Origin of the sequence: Mesobacillus campisalis (assembly GCF_000986785.1) — a bacterium.
GTDB lineage: Bacteria > Bacillota > Bacilli > Bacillales > Cytobacillaceae > Mesobacillus_B > Mesobacillus_B campisalis.
The window spans coordinates 1-15,411 of record NZ_LAYY01000048.1 but is presented as its reverse complement, the minus strand read 5'-3'; the positions used below and the strand labels follow the sequence as shown (position 1 = coordinate 15,411).

The window sequence follows — 15,411 nt, the reverse complement described above, 5'->3', positions numbered from 1 at the left end:
GATTGTCCAGCTCCAGCGCCTAGACCCTCGAGTCATAAGCCACTCCAGGATTGAAGGCAAAGGACGCCTTCTATCCTGGAGCGACTTATGCTGGTCGGGTCTGACCAAGGCGCTTCCGCTTTTCGATTGTCCAGCTCCAGCGCCTAGACCCTCGAGTCATAAGCCACTCCAGGATTGAAGGCAAAGGACGCCTTCTATCCTGGAGCGACTTATGCTGGTCGGGTCTGACCAAGGCGCTTCCGCTTTTCGATTGTCCAGCTCCAGCGCCTAGACCCTCGAGTCATAAGCCACTCCAGGATTGAAGGCAAAGGACGCCTTCTATCCTGGAGCGACTTATGCTGGTCGGGTCTGACCAAGGCGCTTCCGCTTTTCGATTGTCCAGCTCCAGCGCCTAGACCCTCGAGTCATAAGCCACTCCAGGATTGAAGGCAAAGGACGCCTTCTATCCTGGAGCGACTTATGCTGGTCGGGTCTGACCAAGGCGCTTCCGCTTTTCGATTGTCCAGCTCCAGCGCCTAGACCCTCGAGTCATAAGCCACTCCAGGATTGAAGGCAAAGGACGCCTTCTATCCTGGAGCGACTTATGCTGGTCGGGTCTGACCAAGGCGCTTCCGCTTTTCGATTGTCCAGCTCCAGCGCCTAGACCCTCGAGTCATAAGCCACTCCAGGATTGAAGGCAAAGGACGCCTTCTATCCTGGAGCGACTTATGCTGGTCGGGTCTGACCAAGGCGCTTCCGCTTTTCGATTGTCCAGCTCCAGCGCCTAGACCCTCGAGTCATAAGCCACTCCAGGATTGAAGGCAAAGGACGCCTTCTATCCTGGAGCGACTTATGCTGGTCGGGTCTGACCAAGGCGCTTCCGCTTTTCGATTGTCCAGCTCCAGCGCCTAGACCCTCGAGTCATAAGCCACTCCAGGATTGAAGGCAAAGGACGCCTTCTATCCTGGAGCGTCTTATGCTGGTCGGGTCTGACCAAGGCGCTTCCACTTTTCTGAGAACGTGCATTCGCTTTTGGGAGATGGTAAAATGGGTAAAAAGCGGTGAAAGGAAATTTATATGAAACAAGTCACATTTATGCATTGGGCAGACCTTCACCTGGACAGCCCGTTCAAAGGTCTTAAGCATCTTCCTGAGAATATATTTAAAAGGCTTCAGGATAGCACCTTCAAGGCACTTGCCAATATGACGGATGAAGCTATCCAAAAAGCAGTTGATTTTGTTATTATTGCTGGTGACGTTTTTGACGGCGAGAATCGAAGTCTTCGTGCCCAGGCGAGGTTTCGCGGAGAAATGGCGAAGCTGGCTGAAAAAGGAATTCCTGCATACATAATCCACGGCAACCATGACCATCTGGGGGGAACATGGATGAAGCTGGAGATGCCGGAGAATGTTCATATCTTTGCGGGAGAAGTGGAAATAAAGAAATTTGCCAAACAAGACGAAACAACCGTCCATCTATATGGCTTTAGCTATCCTGAACGGCATTTGACAGACCGCTGGATTGACCGATACCAAAAAAAAGAGGGAGCGGACTTTCATATCGGGATTCTTCACGGACATTTCGAGGGAGCCAGTGACCATGACAAATATGCCCCTTTCCGCCTTGGAGATCTTTATGAAAAACAATTTGACTACTGGGCTCTTGGGCATATCCATAAAAGACAAGTTTTATCCGAAGAACCTCCGGTAATTTACCCCGGGAACCCGCAGGGGAGAAATCCGAAAGAACAAGGCGAAAAGGGGTTCTACACCGTTTCGCTGACCGAGCGGGGAACACGGTACGAGTTTCTGCCCTCCCATGATGTCCAGTGGCTTGAAATGAAATTGGATTTTTCGCAGGCAGCCAGTCCCGGAAGCCTGTTTGATGCCTGCAGGCAGGCAGTCAGCGAAGTTCGCAGCGAGGGAAAAGGTGTAATTCTTTCGCTGGAAATCGAACACGCCCACATGCTTGACCCTGATGCCGAAACGATGCTCCAAAGCGGTGAATTGCTGGAGATTCTTCAGGAGGAAGAAAAAGACGAGAATTCATTTGTATGGGTACGTGATTTGACCATAGGGGATATGGCTGGGATCGATCGAAACCTGGCCGCAGCGAAAGGAGACTTCTTTGAAGACCTTTTCTCTGAAATTGACGGTTTTGACCGCTGGCATGAAGGGCTGATGCCTCTATTCAGCCACAACGCGGCGAGAAGGCATCTTGAGGGCCTGAATGAAGAAGAGAAGAAGCAGGTTTTGCTGGAAGCGGAGACAAGGTTGCTCCAGCTTCTGGCGCAGGACTGAGGAAGGGGCAAACTGCATGTATTTGCATGAATTACATATTTATGGTTATGGCAAGCTTGTGGATGTGCGAATTCGAAATCTGCAGAACCTGCAAGTTTTCTATGGGGAGAATGAAGCCGGGAAATCAACCATTATGGCTTTCATTCATGGCGTTTTGTTTGGTTTCCCTACCAGGCAGCAATCGGAACTCCGATATGAACCGAAGCTGCACTCCAAATACGGCGGCTACCTAAAGGCAGAGTTTCCCTCTTACGGAATAGCCGTGATTGAACGGGTAAAAGGGAAGGCTGCAGGGGATGTTACAGTAACTCTTCAGGATGGAAGGGTAGGCGGCCAGGAATTATTGGATGAACTGCTCGGAGGTATGGACAGAGGGACATACCAGTCCATATTTTCCTTCAGCCTGCAAGGCTTGCAAAATATCCAGCAGCTAAAAGGCGATGACCTTGGCCGGTTTTTGTTTTCTGCCGGCACTCTGGGAAGCGACAGGCTGCTGCGTGCGGAAGATAGCCTGCAAAAGGAGCTGGAACAACGCTTTAAACCGGGTGGGAAAAAGCCCCGGCTTAACGAAAAGCTGAAACAGCTGCGCGAAACCTACGAGATGCTGAAAAAGGCAGAGTCGGAAGCGGACGAGTACAGCATGCTTCTCACAAGAAAGGCAGCGACAGAGGAAAAGCTTCTCCGAAATCAGTCGGAGATTGCGGAAACGGAAAAGCAGGTTTTTTATCTCAAAGAATTGGAAAGGGTGTATCCTCTTCTTATAGAGATGGAAAAGCTCGAAGCAAATTTGGCCCGCTTAGGTGAGCTGACATTCCCGGCAGATGGGCTTCGCCGCCTTGAGCGCATTGAGGAGAAGCTGCAGCCAATTGAAGCCCGCCTGGAATGGCTTTCAGAGCGAAACAAGGCACTGGCAGAGGAATCGGCAGTTTGTGAGCCTGATAGGAAATTGCTTGCAAGGGAGGCGGAGATAACCTCTGTTTTGGATACTTTGCCGGTTTTTGAGCAGACAAGGGCGGAAGCAGAAAATCTTCGGAGAATGATCGATGAGGTGATGGAAGATATAGAGCGTGTAAATGACCAGCTGCACGCCCGCTTTGATGAGCAAACCATTGGGCAGGTAAACGTCAGCTCGTCGATGAAGGAAATGGCAGAGGATATACAGATGAAGCAGCAGCAGCTGAAAGACCGCAAACGAAGGCTGGACGCTGATTTTCAAGAGGAAAAAATGGTATTGGAAGAACTGGAGTCCCAAACAGCTTTTTTCAAAGGGAAACTGCTAGATGAAAAGACAAAGAACAGGATTGGAAGTCAGCTTCGAACCTTGGAAGAGCAGGAAAAGCTAAAATCGGAACTTCATAGAGTTCAGGAACGGATCGCCTCGTTTAAATCCAATCAAGCCTCCTCCCTTAGGAAGAGCAAAGCGGAGCAAAAGCGCCAGGGAAATACCTTCCTGTTTTTTGGGCTGATTTTTCTGCTGCTTGCATTGTGGGGCATCTGGAACAGGCAATGGGTCGTTACAGCCGCCGGCGCCGCCGGCTTTATCCCGGTACTTTCCATGTATATGCGCCTGGTAAAAAGCGGAACTGGCCACGGAGGAGGAGAACAGGAAGATCTTTCCTGGGCCAAGGCACAGGAAGAAGAACTGAGAGCCCGACTTCAGGTCACCGATAATCTGGATGCTGCAAGTCTGAGGAACTTGCTTGCACAGGATGAGGAAAATCGGAGGATGTACCTTGACTATTCTGGCCGGCTTGAAATGCAAAATACCCGCTATGAGAAGGTCATCCAGCTTTATGAGGCCTGGGAAAGGGAAGTGGCGGAAACGAACTCCCGGCAGGAGGAAGTTGCGGAACAGCTGCATCTCATTCAAGTGCCTGGCACCATTAAGATTTTTGATGCTTTCCTGCTTGTAGAAAAGCAAAAGCTGCTGTTCAGGGAAAAAAAGCGGCTGGAAGACCGGCTCTCGTTCTTGGAGGCACAGCAAAAAGGCGTCTATTCGGCCTTCAGGGAACTCTCGGCCATGTTCCTTCATAATGAAAACCTCGCCATCCAGGAGGCAGCCGCTCTGTTGAAGAAGAGGATTCGCGAGGAGTACGACAAGCAGGCAAGGCACCGCGAAGTTACATCAAAGTTGGCCGAGGTGAAGGATGAGATTTCCCGGCTTGCAAACGAGCAAAAGCACTTGAAGCAGGAAAAGGAGAAGCTACTGAAGCTTGCAGATGTCCTAGATGAAGAATCCTTCAGGGCAATAGGCTTAAAAGCATTGCAGGAGAGGGAATGGAAAAGCAGGCTCGAGGAGCTCGCGATTCAGCTGGAAAGTTCAGGCATCACAGGTTCACGTCCTGCAGAGGCCAGCGAGGGGAACCTTCCTGCCGAACGGCTAGAAAAGGCTCTGCTGCAATTGGAATCATATAAAAGGGAACAGAACGGAATTTTAAATTCTCTGGCCGAAATCAGGCACAGGATGTCCGTCCTGGAAGAGGGACTGTATCCCGACCTGCTGCATAAATATAACCAGTTGAAATATGAATTCCGGGAAGAAGCGAAGGAATGGGCTGGACTGGCTGTGGCCAGGGAGCTGCTTAGAGGGACGGTGGAAAGGTATAGACGGGAGAGGCTGCCTAAGCTCCTGGCAAAAGCGGAGGAGTTTCTGCAAGATTTGACCCGCGGCCAGTATATACGTATTCTCCCTCAGCAATCTGGAAGCGGCTTTCTTGTTGAAAGGCAAGACCATACATTATTTGAAGCAAATGAGCTGAGCCAGGCAACCGCCGAGCAGGTTTATGTTTCTTTAAGGCTAGCACTTGCTTCTGCGTTGTATTCCCGTTTTCCATATCCAATTATTATTGACGACAGCTTTGTCAACTTTGATGAGGAAAGAACGCAGATGGTGTTCCAGCTGCTGCGTGGAATGCCTCAGAACCAGGTGATGTTTTTCACCTGTCACAGGCACTTGCTGGACCAGTTTAAAAATGAAGAGATACTGCCATTGCGTCAATTGGTGCAGAACTCACTTTAGGGAGGAAAAGATAATGAATAAAGGAATTCTTGACTATGAAGTTGGGGAGCAGGTAGAAAAATTCCTATTGATTAAAAACGCGACAAAGGGAATTGCCAGCAATGGCAAGCCATTTTTAACCCTGATCCTCCAGGATCAAAGCGGGGAGATTGAAGCAAAGCTGTGGGATGTGTCGGATAGCGAGGAAAACACATACAGCCCCGAAGGAATTGTGAAAGTAATGGGCGATATCCAAAATTACAGGGGACGGATGCAGCTGAAAATTCGGCAAATACGGGCAGCCGGCCCCGCAGATTCGGTCAAGCTGTCGGACTTCCTTGAAACAGCTCCGCTGGATAAGGAAGAAATGGTATCGAAAATCACCCAGTATATCTTTGAAATGAAGAATCCGAATATCCAGCGTATTACCCGCCATCTATTGAAAAAGCATCAGCAGGCATTCCTGAATTATCCGGCTGCGACCAAGAATCATCATGAGTTTGTTTCCGGCCTTGCCTACCACGTCGTATCAATGCTGGACCTTGCCAAAGCGATATCCAGCCTTTATCCGAGTCTTGATAAAGACCTGCTTTTTGCGGGGGTCATCCTTCATGACCTTGGAAAAGTCCATGAACTTTCAGGACCTGTAGCAGCCTCCTATACAGTTGAAGGGAACTTGCTGGGACATATCTCAATAATGGTGAATGAAATCGGCAAAGCAGCCGAAGAACTGGGGATCTCAGGAGAAGAGGTTATCGTTCTTCAGCATATGGTCTTAAGTCATCATGGCAAGGCTGAATGGGGGAGCCCGAAACCGCCTTTAATAAAAGAAGCAGAGATCCTTCATTATATTGATAATCTGGATGCCAAAATGAATATGCTTGACCGGGCATTGAGCCGCGTAAAACCAGGCGAGTTCACTGAAAGAAATTTTGCCCTGGATAACCGTTCATTCTATAAACCAGCTTTCCATAAATAATAGAATGCTAAATTAAAAGAAAGCCAGATGATAAAAAAATCCACTTCATTCCTGTCATATTCCCTTCTTATGCTCATATGTATGAAGTATATTATAGGACAACCCTTCAGGAGGAGGTGGAAACATGGTCATTCCCATCTGGGTGTATCTCGTAGGTGCTGGCATTCTCATAAGTGCTTTCATGGCAATCAGAACTGGCAAAGAGGAACGAAAGCTGGAAATGGAAAGCATTGAACGGGAAGGGGAAATTTATATGAAACGGCTGGAAAGGGAAAAGGAAAAAAGGGAAGGTTCCCTTGAAGCATAAAAAAACTCGCCATTGGCGAGTTTTTTTTATTGCTTCGGTGTCTCCGGGGTTTCCGGTGTTTCCATGACTCCCTGAAGGTCCTTGTCCTTAATTTTCACATTAGCATCTTTCAGTTCGTCTTGGAGAGTGGCTTGCAGCTGTGTAGCATCCACTTTGGTTAGCTTAAGTTCGTACTCAAGCTCCTCTTTCATATCCTCGTAGGACTCTTTTTCCTTTTTCTCGGTAACCTTAATAATATGCCAGCCGTGCTGGGATTGAACAGGGTCACTGATTTCATTGACTTTAAGGGCATAGGCTGCTTCCTCGAATTCAGGCACCATCGCGCCAGGGCCAAAGAATCCAAGATCTCCGCCTTTTTCAGCTGAGCCAGGGTCCGTTGAATTCTCCTTTGCCAATTCAGCAAAATCCGCTCCTTCGTCAAGCTGACTCTTTAGTTCCTTTGCTTTTGCCTCATCTTCAACGAGGATGTGGCTGGCCTTGATTTCTGGCTTATATTCTTCGTAGCGCTGCTTTACTTCTTCCTCCGATACTTTTACATCCTTCAAGGCTGCTTTTTCAATCAGCATCTGCTCTTTCAGGAAGTCTCTCAAGGCATCTTCATCCTCAAGCTGGTTCTGCTGAAGGACAAGTTCAAAATTGTCTCCAAGCTGGGTCTTTAATTCTTCAACTCTTTTGTTGACTTCATCGTCTGACACTTCGTACTTGTCACCAAGCACTTTGCTGTATAAAAGTTCCTGAAGCGTCTGCTCGCCAACTTTCTCCTTCATGGCTTCGTACAATTCATCCTTGGTGATATTTCCAGCGTCAGACTCGACGACAGCTTCGGATGTCTCATTGCCGTTGCAGGCAGATAAAGTTAAAACCCCAGCAAGGGTCAGAGGCAGGACCCATTTATTCATGTTGAACAACTCCTAAATATTAATTCTGGTGGTTCCTTGTAAGTCCACAAGATTTACTATAACACAAAGTGCTCTCCTGACAAAAATATTTTTATAAATTTTACCAGCAGGCCGATGGGCAAACATCCAACCGAATGGGTTCCAGCTTACATAGGATATGGCGAAGAGAAAAAAGGAGGTACATGTTTATGGGCCAATATAATGCAGGATTCGCGTTAATTGTTGTCCTGTTCATTTTGCTGATTATTGTAGGTTCGGCATTCTGTTGAACATGGCAGGCAGCCGTGATTCAATAAAAAATTGGGATCATCATGATATACGCCTATGCGGACTGTGTATAGGCTGAATAAGATATTTTATCGCTACTGGAAGGAGGTGTTAGAATGGGCGGAGGATACGGTGCAGGATTTGCGTTGATTGTCGTGTTGTTCATCCTGTTGATTATTGTAGGTGCGGCTTGGCTATAATGGCGGGCGAGCTGTCTAACAACAACCTTCAAGTGTAAAATGTAACAAGGCAAGTCAAGAGCTGCCAAGTGCCTGCAGAAAAGCGGCAGGAAGCAGAAAAAGCGGTGAAGTTATCCCTTCACCGCTTTTCATGTTGAATATAATATTTCCACAAATGAAGAGATTAAAAGAATGGTTATGAGGACATTGATCGTCCTGAAAACACCTGACTGCCGTTCTTCAGGAATCTCTTTTTGTATACAGAGGGAGTCTGTTAATTTGTTTATAAAGAATAGGATGAAGACAGCGAATAAAATAAACACAATAAAAATGGAGATCATCCTAGAATCCCTCCTTTTACATACTTATTATGTTAAATACAATATCAAAAAATCTTTAAAAAAGATAGTTTTTTAGTGTATCAGAAAAATACCGAAAGATTTTCCTGATTAAATGGTAAAATATGCACTAAAGAAAGGTCTGCGCGCCTTGTTCGGCATCCAGGATGAACAATGGGAGCTGGGGCGGGGCCAAGAAAAGTAAGAAGGGGACTTTTTCATGACGAATTACGATATAGGCGAAAAAATTAAAATGCTCGAATATCACCAAAAACTGCTTCTTAAAATGGTTAAGGAAACAAACTTAAAGTTTGACTTCCTCATTGTCGAAAAATCACTAAGTCAGAAAGAAACAGGCGATATTTTAGCGCTATGTGAGAAATTGAGCATAGATATGAAAAAACAGAAAGCGGAAGGATTTGTTCACTTTCACCCGCTTTTCCATGAATTCCAGGCAGGATTGCAGCCCAAGCTGGAGGCAAGGGAAGTCATTGAAGCCTGCGTCGAACAAGGGCTGTTCCTCCCGCTTATGCTGGAAATGAAAAAATACTGCTGAATTAAACAAGTTCTTTTTCCGCAGTGTCTTTTTTGCGGATGATACCGTCATCATCGACAAATTTGCTGTCAATATTGTTGAAGGATTTTTCGAAAATCTCCATAAAATCATCACCATAAATATTGCGGACAATCGCCATCATCTCAATGATTTCGGGGAATTTCCCGTACAAATCCCTTAAGGGCGCGGCTCCCGAAAAGACAGCATTTTTGTCTGGTTCATATGTTTCCATCAAACCTAATAAAATAGCTTCCCCTTTTTCAGTTATCTGGACATATGTGTTCCGTTTGTCACTTTCCTTTTTTGAGAATTGCAGCAGTCCCCTTTCCTCCAGTTTTTTGGAGAAATTGAAAGCAGTTGAAACATGCATAACGCCAAACTTGGCTACATCCGATATGGAAGCACCATTCAAGTGATAGGCAATCCATAAGATATGGTGTTCATTGATGTTCAGGTCAAACGGCTTAATCCATTGCTGCCAATCTTTTTCAATCGACTTCCAAAGGGCTTTGCTCAATTGGGCAATCCGCTGGCTGAATATCAAGGCTTCTTTCATTGAATAATGTTTCTCTGTCATCCCCATTTTCACCTACTTTAATGTTTCTATTAACATTATGCCAATAAAACAATAAATAATAAAGATTAATTTCTAAATTTTTAGAAACTTTTTTGTCTTTTTATGTAAAATCGGCAGTTTCCATTGAAAATAGCCTATCTCTTTACCTAAAAACCCTTCTCAACCGGTTGGGCTGCCGGAAGAGAAGGGCAGGAAAAGTAACAAGAAAGAGTTGGATCCTAATTCATACAGTAATAACTGTCCCTTTACCCGTGAAAAACTCTCCTGGCCAGTCCAACAGCAGAGAGCTTATTTTTGAGCGATGTCTTGTTCCAATTCCTGAATTGTATGCTCAATTTCTTTTATATCCTTTTGCAGCGCCGTTTTGTTTTGTTCTGTACTTAACTGCCACTCATATAACGCTAGCTTTACATCCTTGATAAAATCATTGAGGGCCGATTTTCCCTCTTTTGATACAGTTGAAACGGAACCCTTGATTTCAGCCAGGCTTTCTTTCAATTCCTTTAATTCAGCGGCGAACGCGTTTTTATTTGCCGCCACCTTTCTGCGCGTTTCCTCCCCTGAAGACGGGGCGGACAACAAGGTCGCTATTCCTGCTACAGCACTGCCTGCGAGGAACCCCAATATCAATGATTTTGCCTTCATCTTCAACCACCTCAATATTCTTTTAAATATATTTCTGCGATAAGGATTGAATTTCCTTTTTTTTTTGCACACTTCAAGATTGCTGTATACCATATTTATTTTCCTAATATACATGAATTAAACCATAATGCATTAGTTGAAGATGCACATTATGATCCAGCATCATAATTGGCAAAGAGGGGGGAAGAGATGGGGAAATTCATTTTTATTATGTTTATATGCAGTACGTTACTTTTTTTCGCCATGTTCAAAAATTTGCTGGCCATGTGGATGCCAGGAGTATATCCGCCGAAAAAGCGTTTAAGAAAAAAGGCGGGAACATACGGAGCAGCTGGGGCAGTCCTCTTTCTCATTGGGTCCCTTCTCAGCTTGCTTACATGAAATTCGAAGAAAAAAAGAACCCGCACGCGGGTTCTTTGCATCAATCATTAGTTGGCTTCTGCCAGCTTCGCCCTTTTGAAGATATTCAAGGCAACCGGAAACAGGATGGCCATGAATGCTGCGTTGAAAACCACGGCCGGAAGTACCGCACCAGCAAAGAGGCCGACGAAAGCGCCTGGAAGTCCAACAATCAAATAAGCTGATGCAAGGAAGACGGTTCCTGATACAATCGTTCCTACAGCCGTCAGGACAGCTGCATTAATGACAGATCCATGGAATTTCCTGAATGCAGTCAGCAGGCCGTAAAAAACAAACGCTGTAACCAGCTTGTCAATGATATTTGGAATCTGTCCTCCAGGAAAACCTGTGGTCATTGCCGATAATATTCCGGTAACGAGAGCAACGAGCAAGACGCTTTTCTTGTCCGGGAAAAGAATAATCCCCAAGAACATCATGGTAAGCATCATATCCGGCTTCATGCCAAGGATGAAGGGCGGTACGATGGTGTGCAAAACGGCACCCATCCCTACGAGCAGTGCAAGTGCAACAAGATTCTTTGTATTCATTTCTCAACTCTCCTCTGCTATTCTAGCTAACTATTGCTTCTCCTGCAGTGCGTCTCTCGCCTGCAGCGAAAAGCTTGCTATTATTATAGCATATATTGGGTTGGCGTAAAGTGTCAATTTTCTGTTAACGGCTTTTGAATTCCTTCATGAACTGGGCTAGGACCTCCACATGTTCAAGCGGAACGGCATTGTAGATCGAAGCACGGCAGCCGCCAACTGAACGGTGCCCATTCAGTCCAGTGAAGCCGCGTTCTTTTGCCTCTGCCAGAAAAGCTTCTGTAAGTTCCTGGTTTTTAAGTGTAAAAGTAACGTTCATAAGCGAACGGCTTGACGCTTCGGCATGGCCTTTATAGAAGCCATCGCTATCATCTATCACGTTATAAAGGAGGGCGGCCTTTTCCTTGTTGATCTTTTCCAGCGCTGCCGTTCCCCCCAACGAATCAGCCCACTCAAGAACCAGCTTCAGCAAATAAATGGCCATGGTAGGCGGAGTATTGTAAAGGGAATCATTTTTAGCATGAGTCCTGTAATCCAGCATCGTCGGCAGAGAATCTTTTGAGCGTTCCAGCAAGTCTTTCCTGACAATCACCACAGTAACCCCTGATGGACCCAAATTTTTCTGTGCTCCTGCATAAATCAGCCCATAGGAAGCTACATCAATCGGACGGCACAAAATATCACTGGACATGTCGGCGACAAGCGGAATGCTCACTTTTGGAGTTTCGTGCCACTGTGTGCCAAATATCGTATTATTGGACGTGATATGCAGGTAAGCCCCGTCCTCAAGCGTTTTTAGCGAAGACACAGAAGGGATTTCCCTGTATTGATTGTCCTTGCCTGTTGCAATCGCTTCGGCATGGCCAATTTTTTTTGCTTCCTTCAGCGCTTTTTCCGACCAAGCTCCTGTCAATACATACTGACCCTTTTTCCCTTCTTCCATCAGGTTCATGGGAACCATTGTAAATTGCAGGCTTGCGCCTCCCTGCAAAAAGAGGACTTCATAGTTGTCGGGAATTTGGAGCAGTTTCCTTAACAGGTTTTGTGCTTGCTGGTGGATCTCTTCATACGGCTTGCTGCGGTGGCTCATCTCCATTACATTCATGCCGGTTCCTTTATAATTGAGCCATTCCTGCTCTGCTTTTTTCAAAACGGATTCTGGCAATGAAGCTGGACCAGCATTAAAATTATAAGCACGTTTCATCATATTCCCCCCGGATTTCCTTTACTGCATTACAGTATAGGTGTGGATTTTTTAAATCCATGCTACCAGATATCAAGAAAAATTGCTATTTTTCTGATAAAAAAACAAAAAACTTCTGCGATTGCAGAAGCTTATAGTGTACTGTGGATATAAGAGGCCATTTTTTTTAGGTCTTCCGGAGAGTATTCACTGTTATGCGTTTTCCATACCGCACCAAAGCCGTCTCCTTCTCCGTAGCGCGGAATAAGGTGGATATGGTAATGAAAGACAGATTGTCCCGCATGCTCGCCATTATTATTCAGGATGTTCATGCCAATCGGGTCATAAGCCTTTTTGAGGGCATTCGCCAGCTTGGGCACTTCCCTGAAAAGATTGGCAGCAACTTCTTCTGTTAATTCATAGACATTTTCTTTATGTACTTTGGGAATAACCAGGGTATGTCCCTTTGTTACCTGGCTGATATCCAGGAAAGCGAGAACATGTTCATTTTCGTATACCTTGGCTGCCGGGATTTCCCCGTTTACGATTTTGCAAAAAATGCAGTCCGACATTTACTCCACCCTTTCTTTTTTCAATGCTTTTAAGGTATTTTATCATAATTGTCTAATAAATATAAAGGAAGCCATCAGAAAACCTTTATTGCCCATTAAAAAGGGCAGGATTCCGGGTGGATCCTGCCCTGAAGGGAAAAGCGTGCTTCATGCCTGAATAATTTCCATTTTATCTGCCTTTTGCACGGTTACCTTTGATAAACACCTCATTTTTAATGAAATGTGTCAACAAACGGACCTGTGTTCAATCGAACCATCTCCTGACCTTTATTGTTTATGTGACAACGAATAAAGCGGATGATTGTCTTCGGCAAACACCTCATTTATTGGAGTGTTTTCTAAAACGGCTTATTGGTGAAGCGTTACCTCGAAAAACTTGTCTTTGACAGACACCTCATTTCGATTGGTCAACTGCTTTCCCCTTCAAAAATTAGAATGCCCCTTTTTAAAAAATATATCCCAATTTGCCTGCCGGTTTTTTAGGACCGAACCCATGCAGGGGAGTTTCTGTTTTTATCTATGACTGAATTTGATAAAATGGAAAAAGAAAAATTAGTTGGAAGGACGTTGCCCATGGCTTTATTGGAAATCAACAACCTTACTGGAGGCTATACCCGTAATCCAGTCCTTAAGGAGATAAGCTTTACTGTCAAAACTAATGAAATCGTTGGGCTCATTGGGTTGAATGGTGCCGGAAAAAGTACAACAATCAAGCATGTAATCGGGCTGATGGAACCACACAAGGGAGAAATCACCATCAGCGGCAAAAGCTTTAAGGCTGGACGGGAGGAGTACCGGAGGCAGTTCACTTTTGTGCCCGAAACACCGATCCTCTATGATGAACTGACACTGGAAGAACACCTTAGGATTACCGCTATGGCCTATGGTCTCGAAGAAGCCGAATATAAGGCACGTGTAGGCGAACTGCTGAAAGAGTTCCGAATGGAAAAGCGCCTGAAGTGGTTTCCTGCCCATTTCTCTAAAGGAATGAAACAAAAGGTGATGATTATGTGCGCCTTTCTTGTCCAGCCAGCGCTGTACATCGTCGATGAACCTTTTGTAGGTTTGGATCCTCTTGGCATTCAGTCCCTGTTGGACCTCATGGACAAAATGAAAGCAAATGGTGCGGGGATTTTGATGTCAACCCATATTCTTGCGACGGCCGAAAGGTATTGTGACCGATTTGTCATCCTCCACGAAGGGAAAATTCGTGCAAAAGGAACCTTAAAGGAGCTTCAGTCGCAATTCAACATGCCTGGTGCTACGCTGGACGACCTGTACATTCAGCTGACAAGGGAAGAAGATTATGTTTAATTCCGAAACTTTATGGAAAGAACGGTTTACTCTGTTTTTGAAAGAGACAAGCCGGTATTTGCGCTATATTTTTAATGGGCATCTAGTCATCGTATTCATGTTTTTGATTGGGACGGCAGGCTTTTATTATCAGGAATGGGTAAAAACACTGGAACCGGGCTTCCCGTCGGCATGGATAATGGCCCTGATTCTAGCGTGGGCTGTAACCTATAGCCCGGTTTCGACCTTTTTGACAGAAGCGGATAAGGTCTTTTTGATTCCGCTTGAGGAAAGGCTGGGAGATTATTTTAAGCGTTCGGGCATCTTCAGCCTTTTCTTGCAGGCATACCTGCTTCTCATTCTTCTTGCGCTTTTAATGCCTATCCATGCACAGGTATCCGGTGAAGGGTATCGCTCATTTTTATTCTTTTTGCTTGTCCTGGTCGCCTTAAAGGCCCTCAATATGCTCATTCGCTGGAGAGTGCAATATTATATTGACTTAAGTGTCTGGCGAATGGATACTGCTGTCAGGTTCGCGGTCAATGCTGTCTTGCTTTACCTGCTTTTCTCCAATGCAGGCCCTCTTGTTCTCGCTCCAGCGCTTCTCCTCGTCCTGCTGTACGTCTATTATCGGATGCAAACCAGGGAGAAGGGGCTAAAATGGGAACAGCTGATAGAGCTTGAAGAAAAAAGGATGGGTGCTTTCTACCGTATCGCTAATTTATTTACGGATGTACCCAAGCTGAAAGACCGGGTAAAGAGGCGCAAGTGGCTGGACTTCCTGCTGAGTGCGAAATATGGGCAAAACCAGACGTTTGACCATATCTACCGAATCACTTTTTTAAGATCAGGCGATTATTTTGGACTATTTGCCAGGCTGACCATCATTGGGGCAGTGGGCATTTATCTTATAGATGGGGCCGGCCAGATTTTCCTGGCAGTCATCTTCCTGTATTTAACCGGTTTCCAGCTGATGCCGCTCTGGGGCCACCACGAAAACAAACTATGGACAAGTTTGTATCCGGTAGCGGAGGCTTCCAGGGAAAAGGCATTTGCCAGGCTTCTTACGGCCATACTGTATTTGCAAACCGTTATATTCAGTCTTATGCCTGTCCTCAAACAGGATTGGGCGGCAGCATTTATGACAGCTATCCTAGGCTTCCTTTTCGCCCTGTTTTTTACTAACCTCTACAGTAAAAAAAGAAGGCAGGCTTGATTCAGGGGCTGACAGAAGCTCTCAGTGCCCAAGAATCCGGTCAAGCTGGAAAAAGGTAACTGACAGGTGCTCTCAGTGCCCAAAAAACCGGTCAAGCTGGAAAAAAGGTCACTGAAGGGAGCTCTCAGTGCCCAAAAAACCGGTTAAGCCGGAAAAAAGGTCACTGACAGAAGCTCTC

General features: G+C 45.8%; 17 protein-coding genes. 10 read left to right on the top strand and 7 right to left on the bottom strand.

What is annotated here, in order from left to right:
- Positions 1-1,056 precede the first annotated feature (1,056 nt).
- From WQ57_RS21710 to WQ57_RS21695, 4 genes are all read left to right on the top strand, one after another.
- Positions 1,057-2,280 (top strand): metallophosphoesterase family protein, encoded by a 1,224-nt coding sequence (locus WQ57_RS21710; RefSeq protein ID WP_046525821.1) that lies wholly within the window; start codon positions 1,057-1,059, stop codon positions 2,278-2,280.
- A gap of 16 nt (positions 2,281-2,296) precedes the next feature.
- A complete protein-coding gene (locus tag WQ57_RS21705; RefSeq protein WP_046525820.1) occupies positions 2,297-5,299 on the top strand; it encodes an ATP-binding protein in 3,003 nt (1,000 codons plus the stop codon).
- 13 nt (positions 5,300-5,312) lie between these two features.
- Complete coding sequence (yhaM, locus tag WQ57_RS21700) at positions 5,313-6,257, top strand: 3'-5' exoribonuclease YhaM (RefSeq protein WP_046525819.1); 945 nt, start codon at positions 5,313-5,315, stop codon at positions 6,255-6,257.
- A gap of 124 nt (positions 6,258-6,381) precedes the next feature.
- Entirely contained in the window at positions 6,382-6,564 is a 183-nt protein-coding gene (locus WQ57_RS21695) for a sporulation YhaL family protein (protein ID WP_046525818.1), read from the top strand.
- Between the two features lie 26 nt (positions 6,565-6,590).
- Here the strand turns inward: WQ57_RS21695 and WQ57_RS21690 are convergent, their stop codons facing one another.
- Positions 6,591-7,463 (bottom strand): peptidylprolyl isomerase, encoded by an 873-nt coding sequence (locus tag WQ57_RS21690; protein WP_046525817.1) that lies wholly within the window; start codon positions 7,461-7,463, stop codon positions 6,591-6,593.
- Between the two features lie 134 nt (positions 7,464-7,597).
- Between WQ57_RS21690 and WQ57_RS27530 the strand changes: the two genes are divergently transcribed.
- Both WQ57_RS27530 and WQ57_RS26355 read left to right on the top strand, forming a co-directional pair.
- Positions 7,598-7,732: a YjcZ family sporulation protein gene (locus WQ57_RS27530; RefSeq protein WP_084820351.1), complete on the top strand. Its 135-nt coding sequence runs from the start codon at positions 7,598-7,600 to the stop codon at positions 7,730-7,732.
- Positions 7,733-7,846: 114 nt separating this feature from the next.
- Positions 7,847-7,930: a YjcZ family sporulation protein gene (locus WQ57_RS26355; protein ID WP_082252812.1), complete on the top strand. Its 84-nt coding sequence runs from the start codon at positions 7,847-7,849 to the stop codon at positions 7,928-7,930.
- A gap of 128 nt (positions 7,931-8,058) precedes the next feature.
- Here WQ57_RS26355 and WQ57_RS21685 read toward each other — a convergent pair whose 3' ends face one another.
- Positions 8,059-8,250 (bottom strand): hypothetical protein, encoded by a 192-nt coding sequence (locus tag WQ57_RS21685; protein ID WP_046525816.1) that lies wholly within the window; start codon positions 8,248-8,250, stop codon positions 8,059-8,061.
- 217 nt (positions 8,251-8,467) lie between these two features.
- Here WQ57_RS21685 and WQ57_RS21680 point away from each other — a divergent pair, with 217 nt between their 5' ends.
- Positions 8,468-8,803 carry a DUF1878 family protein gene (locus tag WQ57_RS21680; RefSeq protein ID WP_046525815.1) on the top strand — a complete coding sequence of 112 codons (336 nt, stop codon included), beginning with the start codon at positions 8,468-8,470 and terminating at the stop codon, positions 8,801-8,803.
- A gap of 1 nt (position 8,804) precedes the next feature.
- Here the strand turns inward: WQ57_RS21680 and WQ57_RS21675 are convergent, their stop codons facing one another.
- Entirely contained in the window at positions 8,805-9,380 is a 576-nt protein-coding gene (locus WQ57_RS21675) for an HTH-type transcriptional regulator Hpr (protein WP_046525814.1), read from the bottom strand.
- A gap of 288 nt (positions 9,381-9,668) precedes the next feature.
- The gene (locus WQ57_RS21670; protein WP_046525859.1) at positions 9,669-10,025 is read right to left on the bottom strand and encodes a YtxH domain-containing protein; all 357 of its coding nucleotides are present in this window, start codon (positions 10,023-10,025) and stop codon (positions 9,669-9,671) included.
- A gap of 189 nt (positions 10,026-10,214) precedes the next feature.
- On the opposite strand from WQ57_RS21670, the gene yhzF reads away from it, so the two are divergent.
- Positions 10,215-10,406, top strand: a complete 192-nt coding sequence (yhzF, locus tag WQ57_RS27570; protein ID WP_046525813.1) for a membrane protein YhzF — start codon at positions 10,215-10,217, stop codon at positions 10,404-10,406.
- 47 nt (positions 10,407-10,453) lie between these two features.
- On the opposite strand, the gene WQ57_RS21660 is transcribed toward yhzF, so the two are convergent.
- The 3 genes from WQ57_RS21660 to WQ57_RS21650 form a co-directional block, all read right to left on the bottom strand.
- Positions 10,454-10,972, bottom strand: a complete 519-nt coding sequence (locus WQ57_RS21660; RefSeq protein WP_046525812.1) for a tryptophan transporter — start codon at positions 10,970-10,972, stop codon at positions 10,454-10,456.
- A 124-nt stretch (positions 10,973-11,096) separates the two neighbouring features.
- Positions 11,097-12,173 (bottom strand): 3-phosphoserine/phosphohydroxythreonine transaminase, encoded by a 1,077-nt coding sequence (gene serC, locus WQ57_RS21655; RefSeq protein WP_046525811.1) that lies wholly within the window; start codon positions 12,171-12,173, stop codon positions 11,097-11,099.
- 131 nt (positions 12,174-12,304) lie between these two features.
- A complete protein-coding gene (locus WQ57_RS21650; RefSeq protein WP_046525810.1) occupies positions 12,305-12,724 on the bottom strand; it encodes an HIT family protein in 420 nt (139 codons plus the stop codon).
- Between the two features lie 573 nt (positions 12,725-13,297).
- On the opposite strand from WQ57_RS21650, the gene WQ57_RS21645 reads away from it, so the two are divergent.
- Positions 13,298-14,038, top strand: a complete 741-nt coding sequence (locus tag WQ57_RS21645; RefSeq protein ID WP_046525858.1) for an ABC transporter ATP-binding protein — start codon at positions 13,298-13,300, stop codon at positions 14,036-14,038.
- Positions 14,031-15,233: an ABC transporter permease gene (locus tag WQ57_RS21640; RefSeq protein WP_046525809.1), complete on the top strand. Its 1,203-nt coding sequence runs from the start codon at positions 14,031-14,033 to the stop codon at positions 15,231-15,233. Before WQ57_RS21645 ends, WQ57_RS21640 begins: the two co-directional genes overlap by 8 nt.
- Positions 15,234-15,411 lie beyond the last annotated feature (178 nt).

Excerpts from the sequence above, each read along its gene's own strand:
- WQ57_RS21680 (WP_046525815.1), top strand. The coding sequence starts at position 8,468 with ATGACGAATTACGATATAGGCGAAAAAATTAAAATGCTCGAATATCAC.
- WQ57_RS21685 (WP_046525816.1), bottom strand. The coding sequence starts at position 8,250 with ATGATCTCCATTTTTATTGTGTTTATTTTATTCGCTGTCTTCATCCTA.
- WQ57_RS26355 (WP_082252812.1), top strand. The coding sequence starts at position 7,847 with ATGGGCGGAGGATACGGTGCAGGATTTGCGTTGATTGTCGTGTTGTTC.
- WQ57_RS21690 (WP_046525817.1), bottom strand. The coding sequence starts at position 7,463 with ATGAATAAATGGGTCCTGCCTCTGACCCTTGCTGGGGTTTTAACTTTA.
- WQ57_RS21705 (WP_046525820.1), top strand. The coding sequence starts at position 2,297 with ATGTATTTGCATGAATTACATATTTATGGTTATGGCAAGCTTGTGGAT.
- WQ57_RS27530 (WP_084820351.1), top strand. The coding sequence starts at position 7,598 with ATGGGTTCCAGCTTACATAGGATATGGCGAAGAGAAAAAAGGAGGTAC.
- yhaM (WP_046525819.1), top strand. The coding sequence starts at position 5,313 with ATGAATAAAGGAATTCTTGACTATGAAGTTGGGGAGCAGGTAGAAAAA.
- WQ57_RS21645 (WP_046525858.1), top strand. The coding sequence starts at position 13,298 with ATGGCTTTATTGGAAATCAACAACCTTACTGGAGGCTATACCCGTAAT.
- WQ57_RS21650 (WP_046525810.1), bottom strand. The coding sequence starts at position 12,724 with ATGTCGGACTGCATTTTTTGCAAAATCGTAAACGGGGAAATCCCGGCA.
- WQ57_RS21710 (WP_046525821.1), top strand. The coding sequence starts at position 1,057 with ATGAAACAAGTCACATTTATGCATTGGGCAGACCTTCACCTGGACAGC.
- serC (WP_046525811.1), bottom strand. The coding sequence starts at position 12,173 with ATGAAACGTGCTTATAATTTTAATGCTGGTCCAGCTTCATTGCCAGAA.
- WQ57_RS21660 (WP_046525812.1), bottom strand. The coding sequence starts at position 10,972 with ATGAATACAAAGAATCTTGTTGCACTTGCACTGCTCGTAGGGATGGGT.
- WQ57_RS21670 (WP_046525859.1), bottom strand. The coding sequence starts at position 10,025 with ATGAAGGCAAAATCATTGATATTGGGGTTCCTCGCAGGCAGTGCTGTA.
- WQ57_RS21640 (WP_046525809.1), top strand. The coding sequence starts at position 14,031 with ATGTTTAATTCCGAAACTTTATGGAAAGAACGGTTTACTCTGTTTTTG.
- yhzF (WP_046525813.1), top strand. The coding sequence starts at position 10,215 with ATGGGGAAATTCATTTTTATTATGTTTATATGCAGTACGTTACTTTTT.
- WQ57_RS21675 (WP_046525814.1), bottom strand. The coding sequence starts at position 9,380 with ATGACAGAGAAACATTATTCAATGAAAGAAGCCTTGATATTCAGCCAG.
- WQ57_RS21695 (WP_046525818.1), top strand. The coding sequence starts at position 6,382 with ATGGTCATTCCCATCTGGGTGTATCTCGTAGGTGCTGGCATTCTCATA.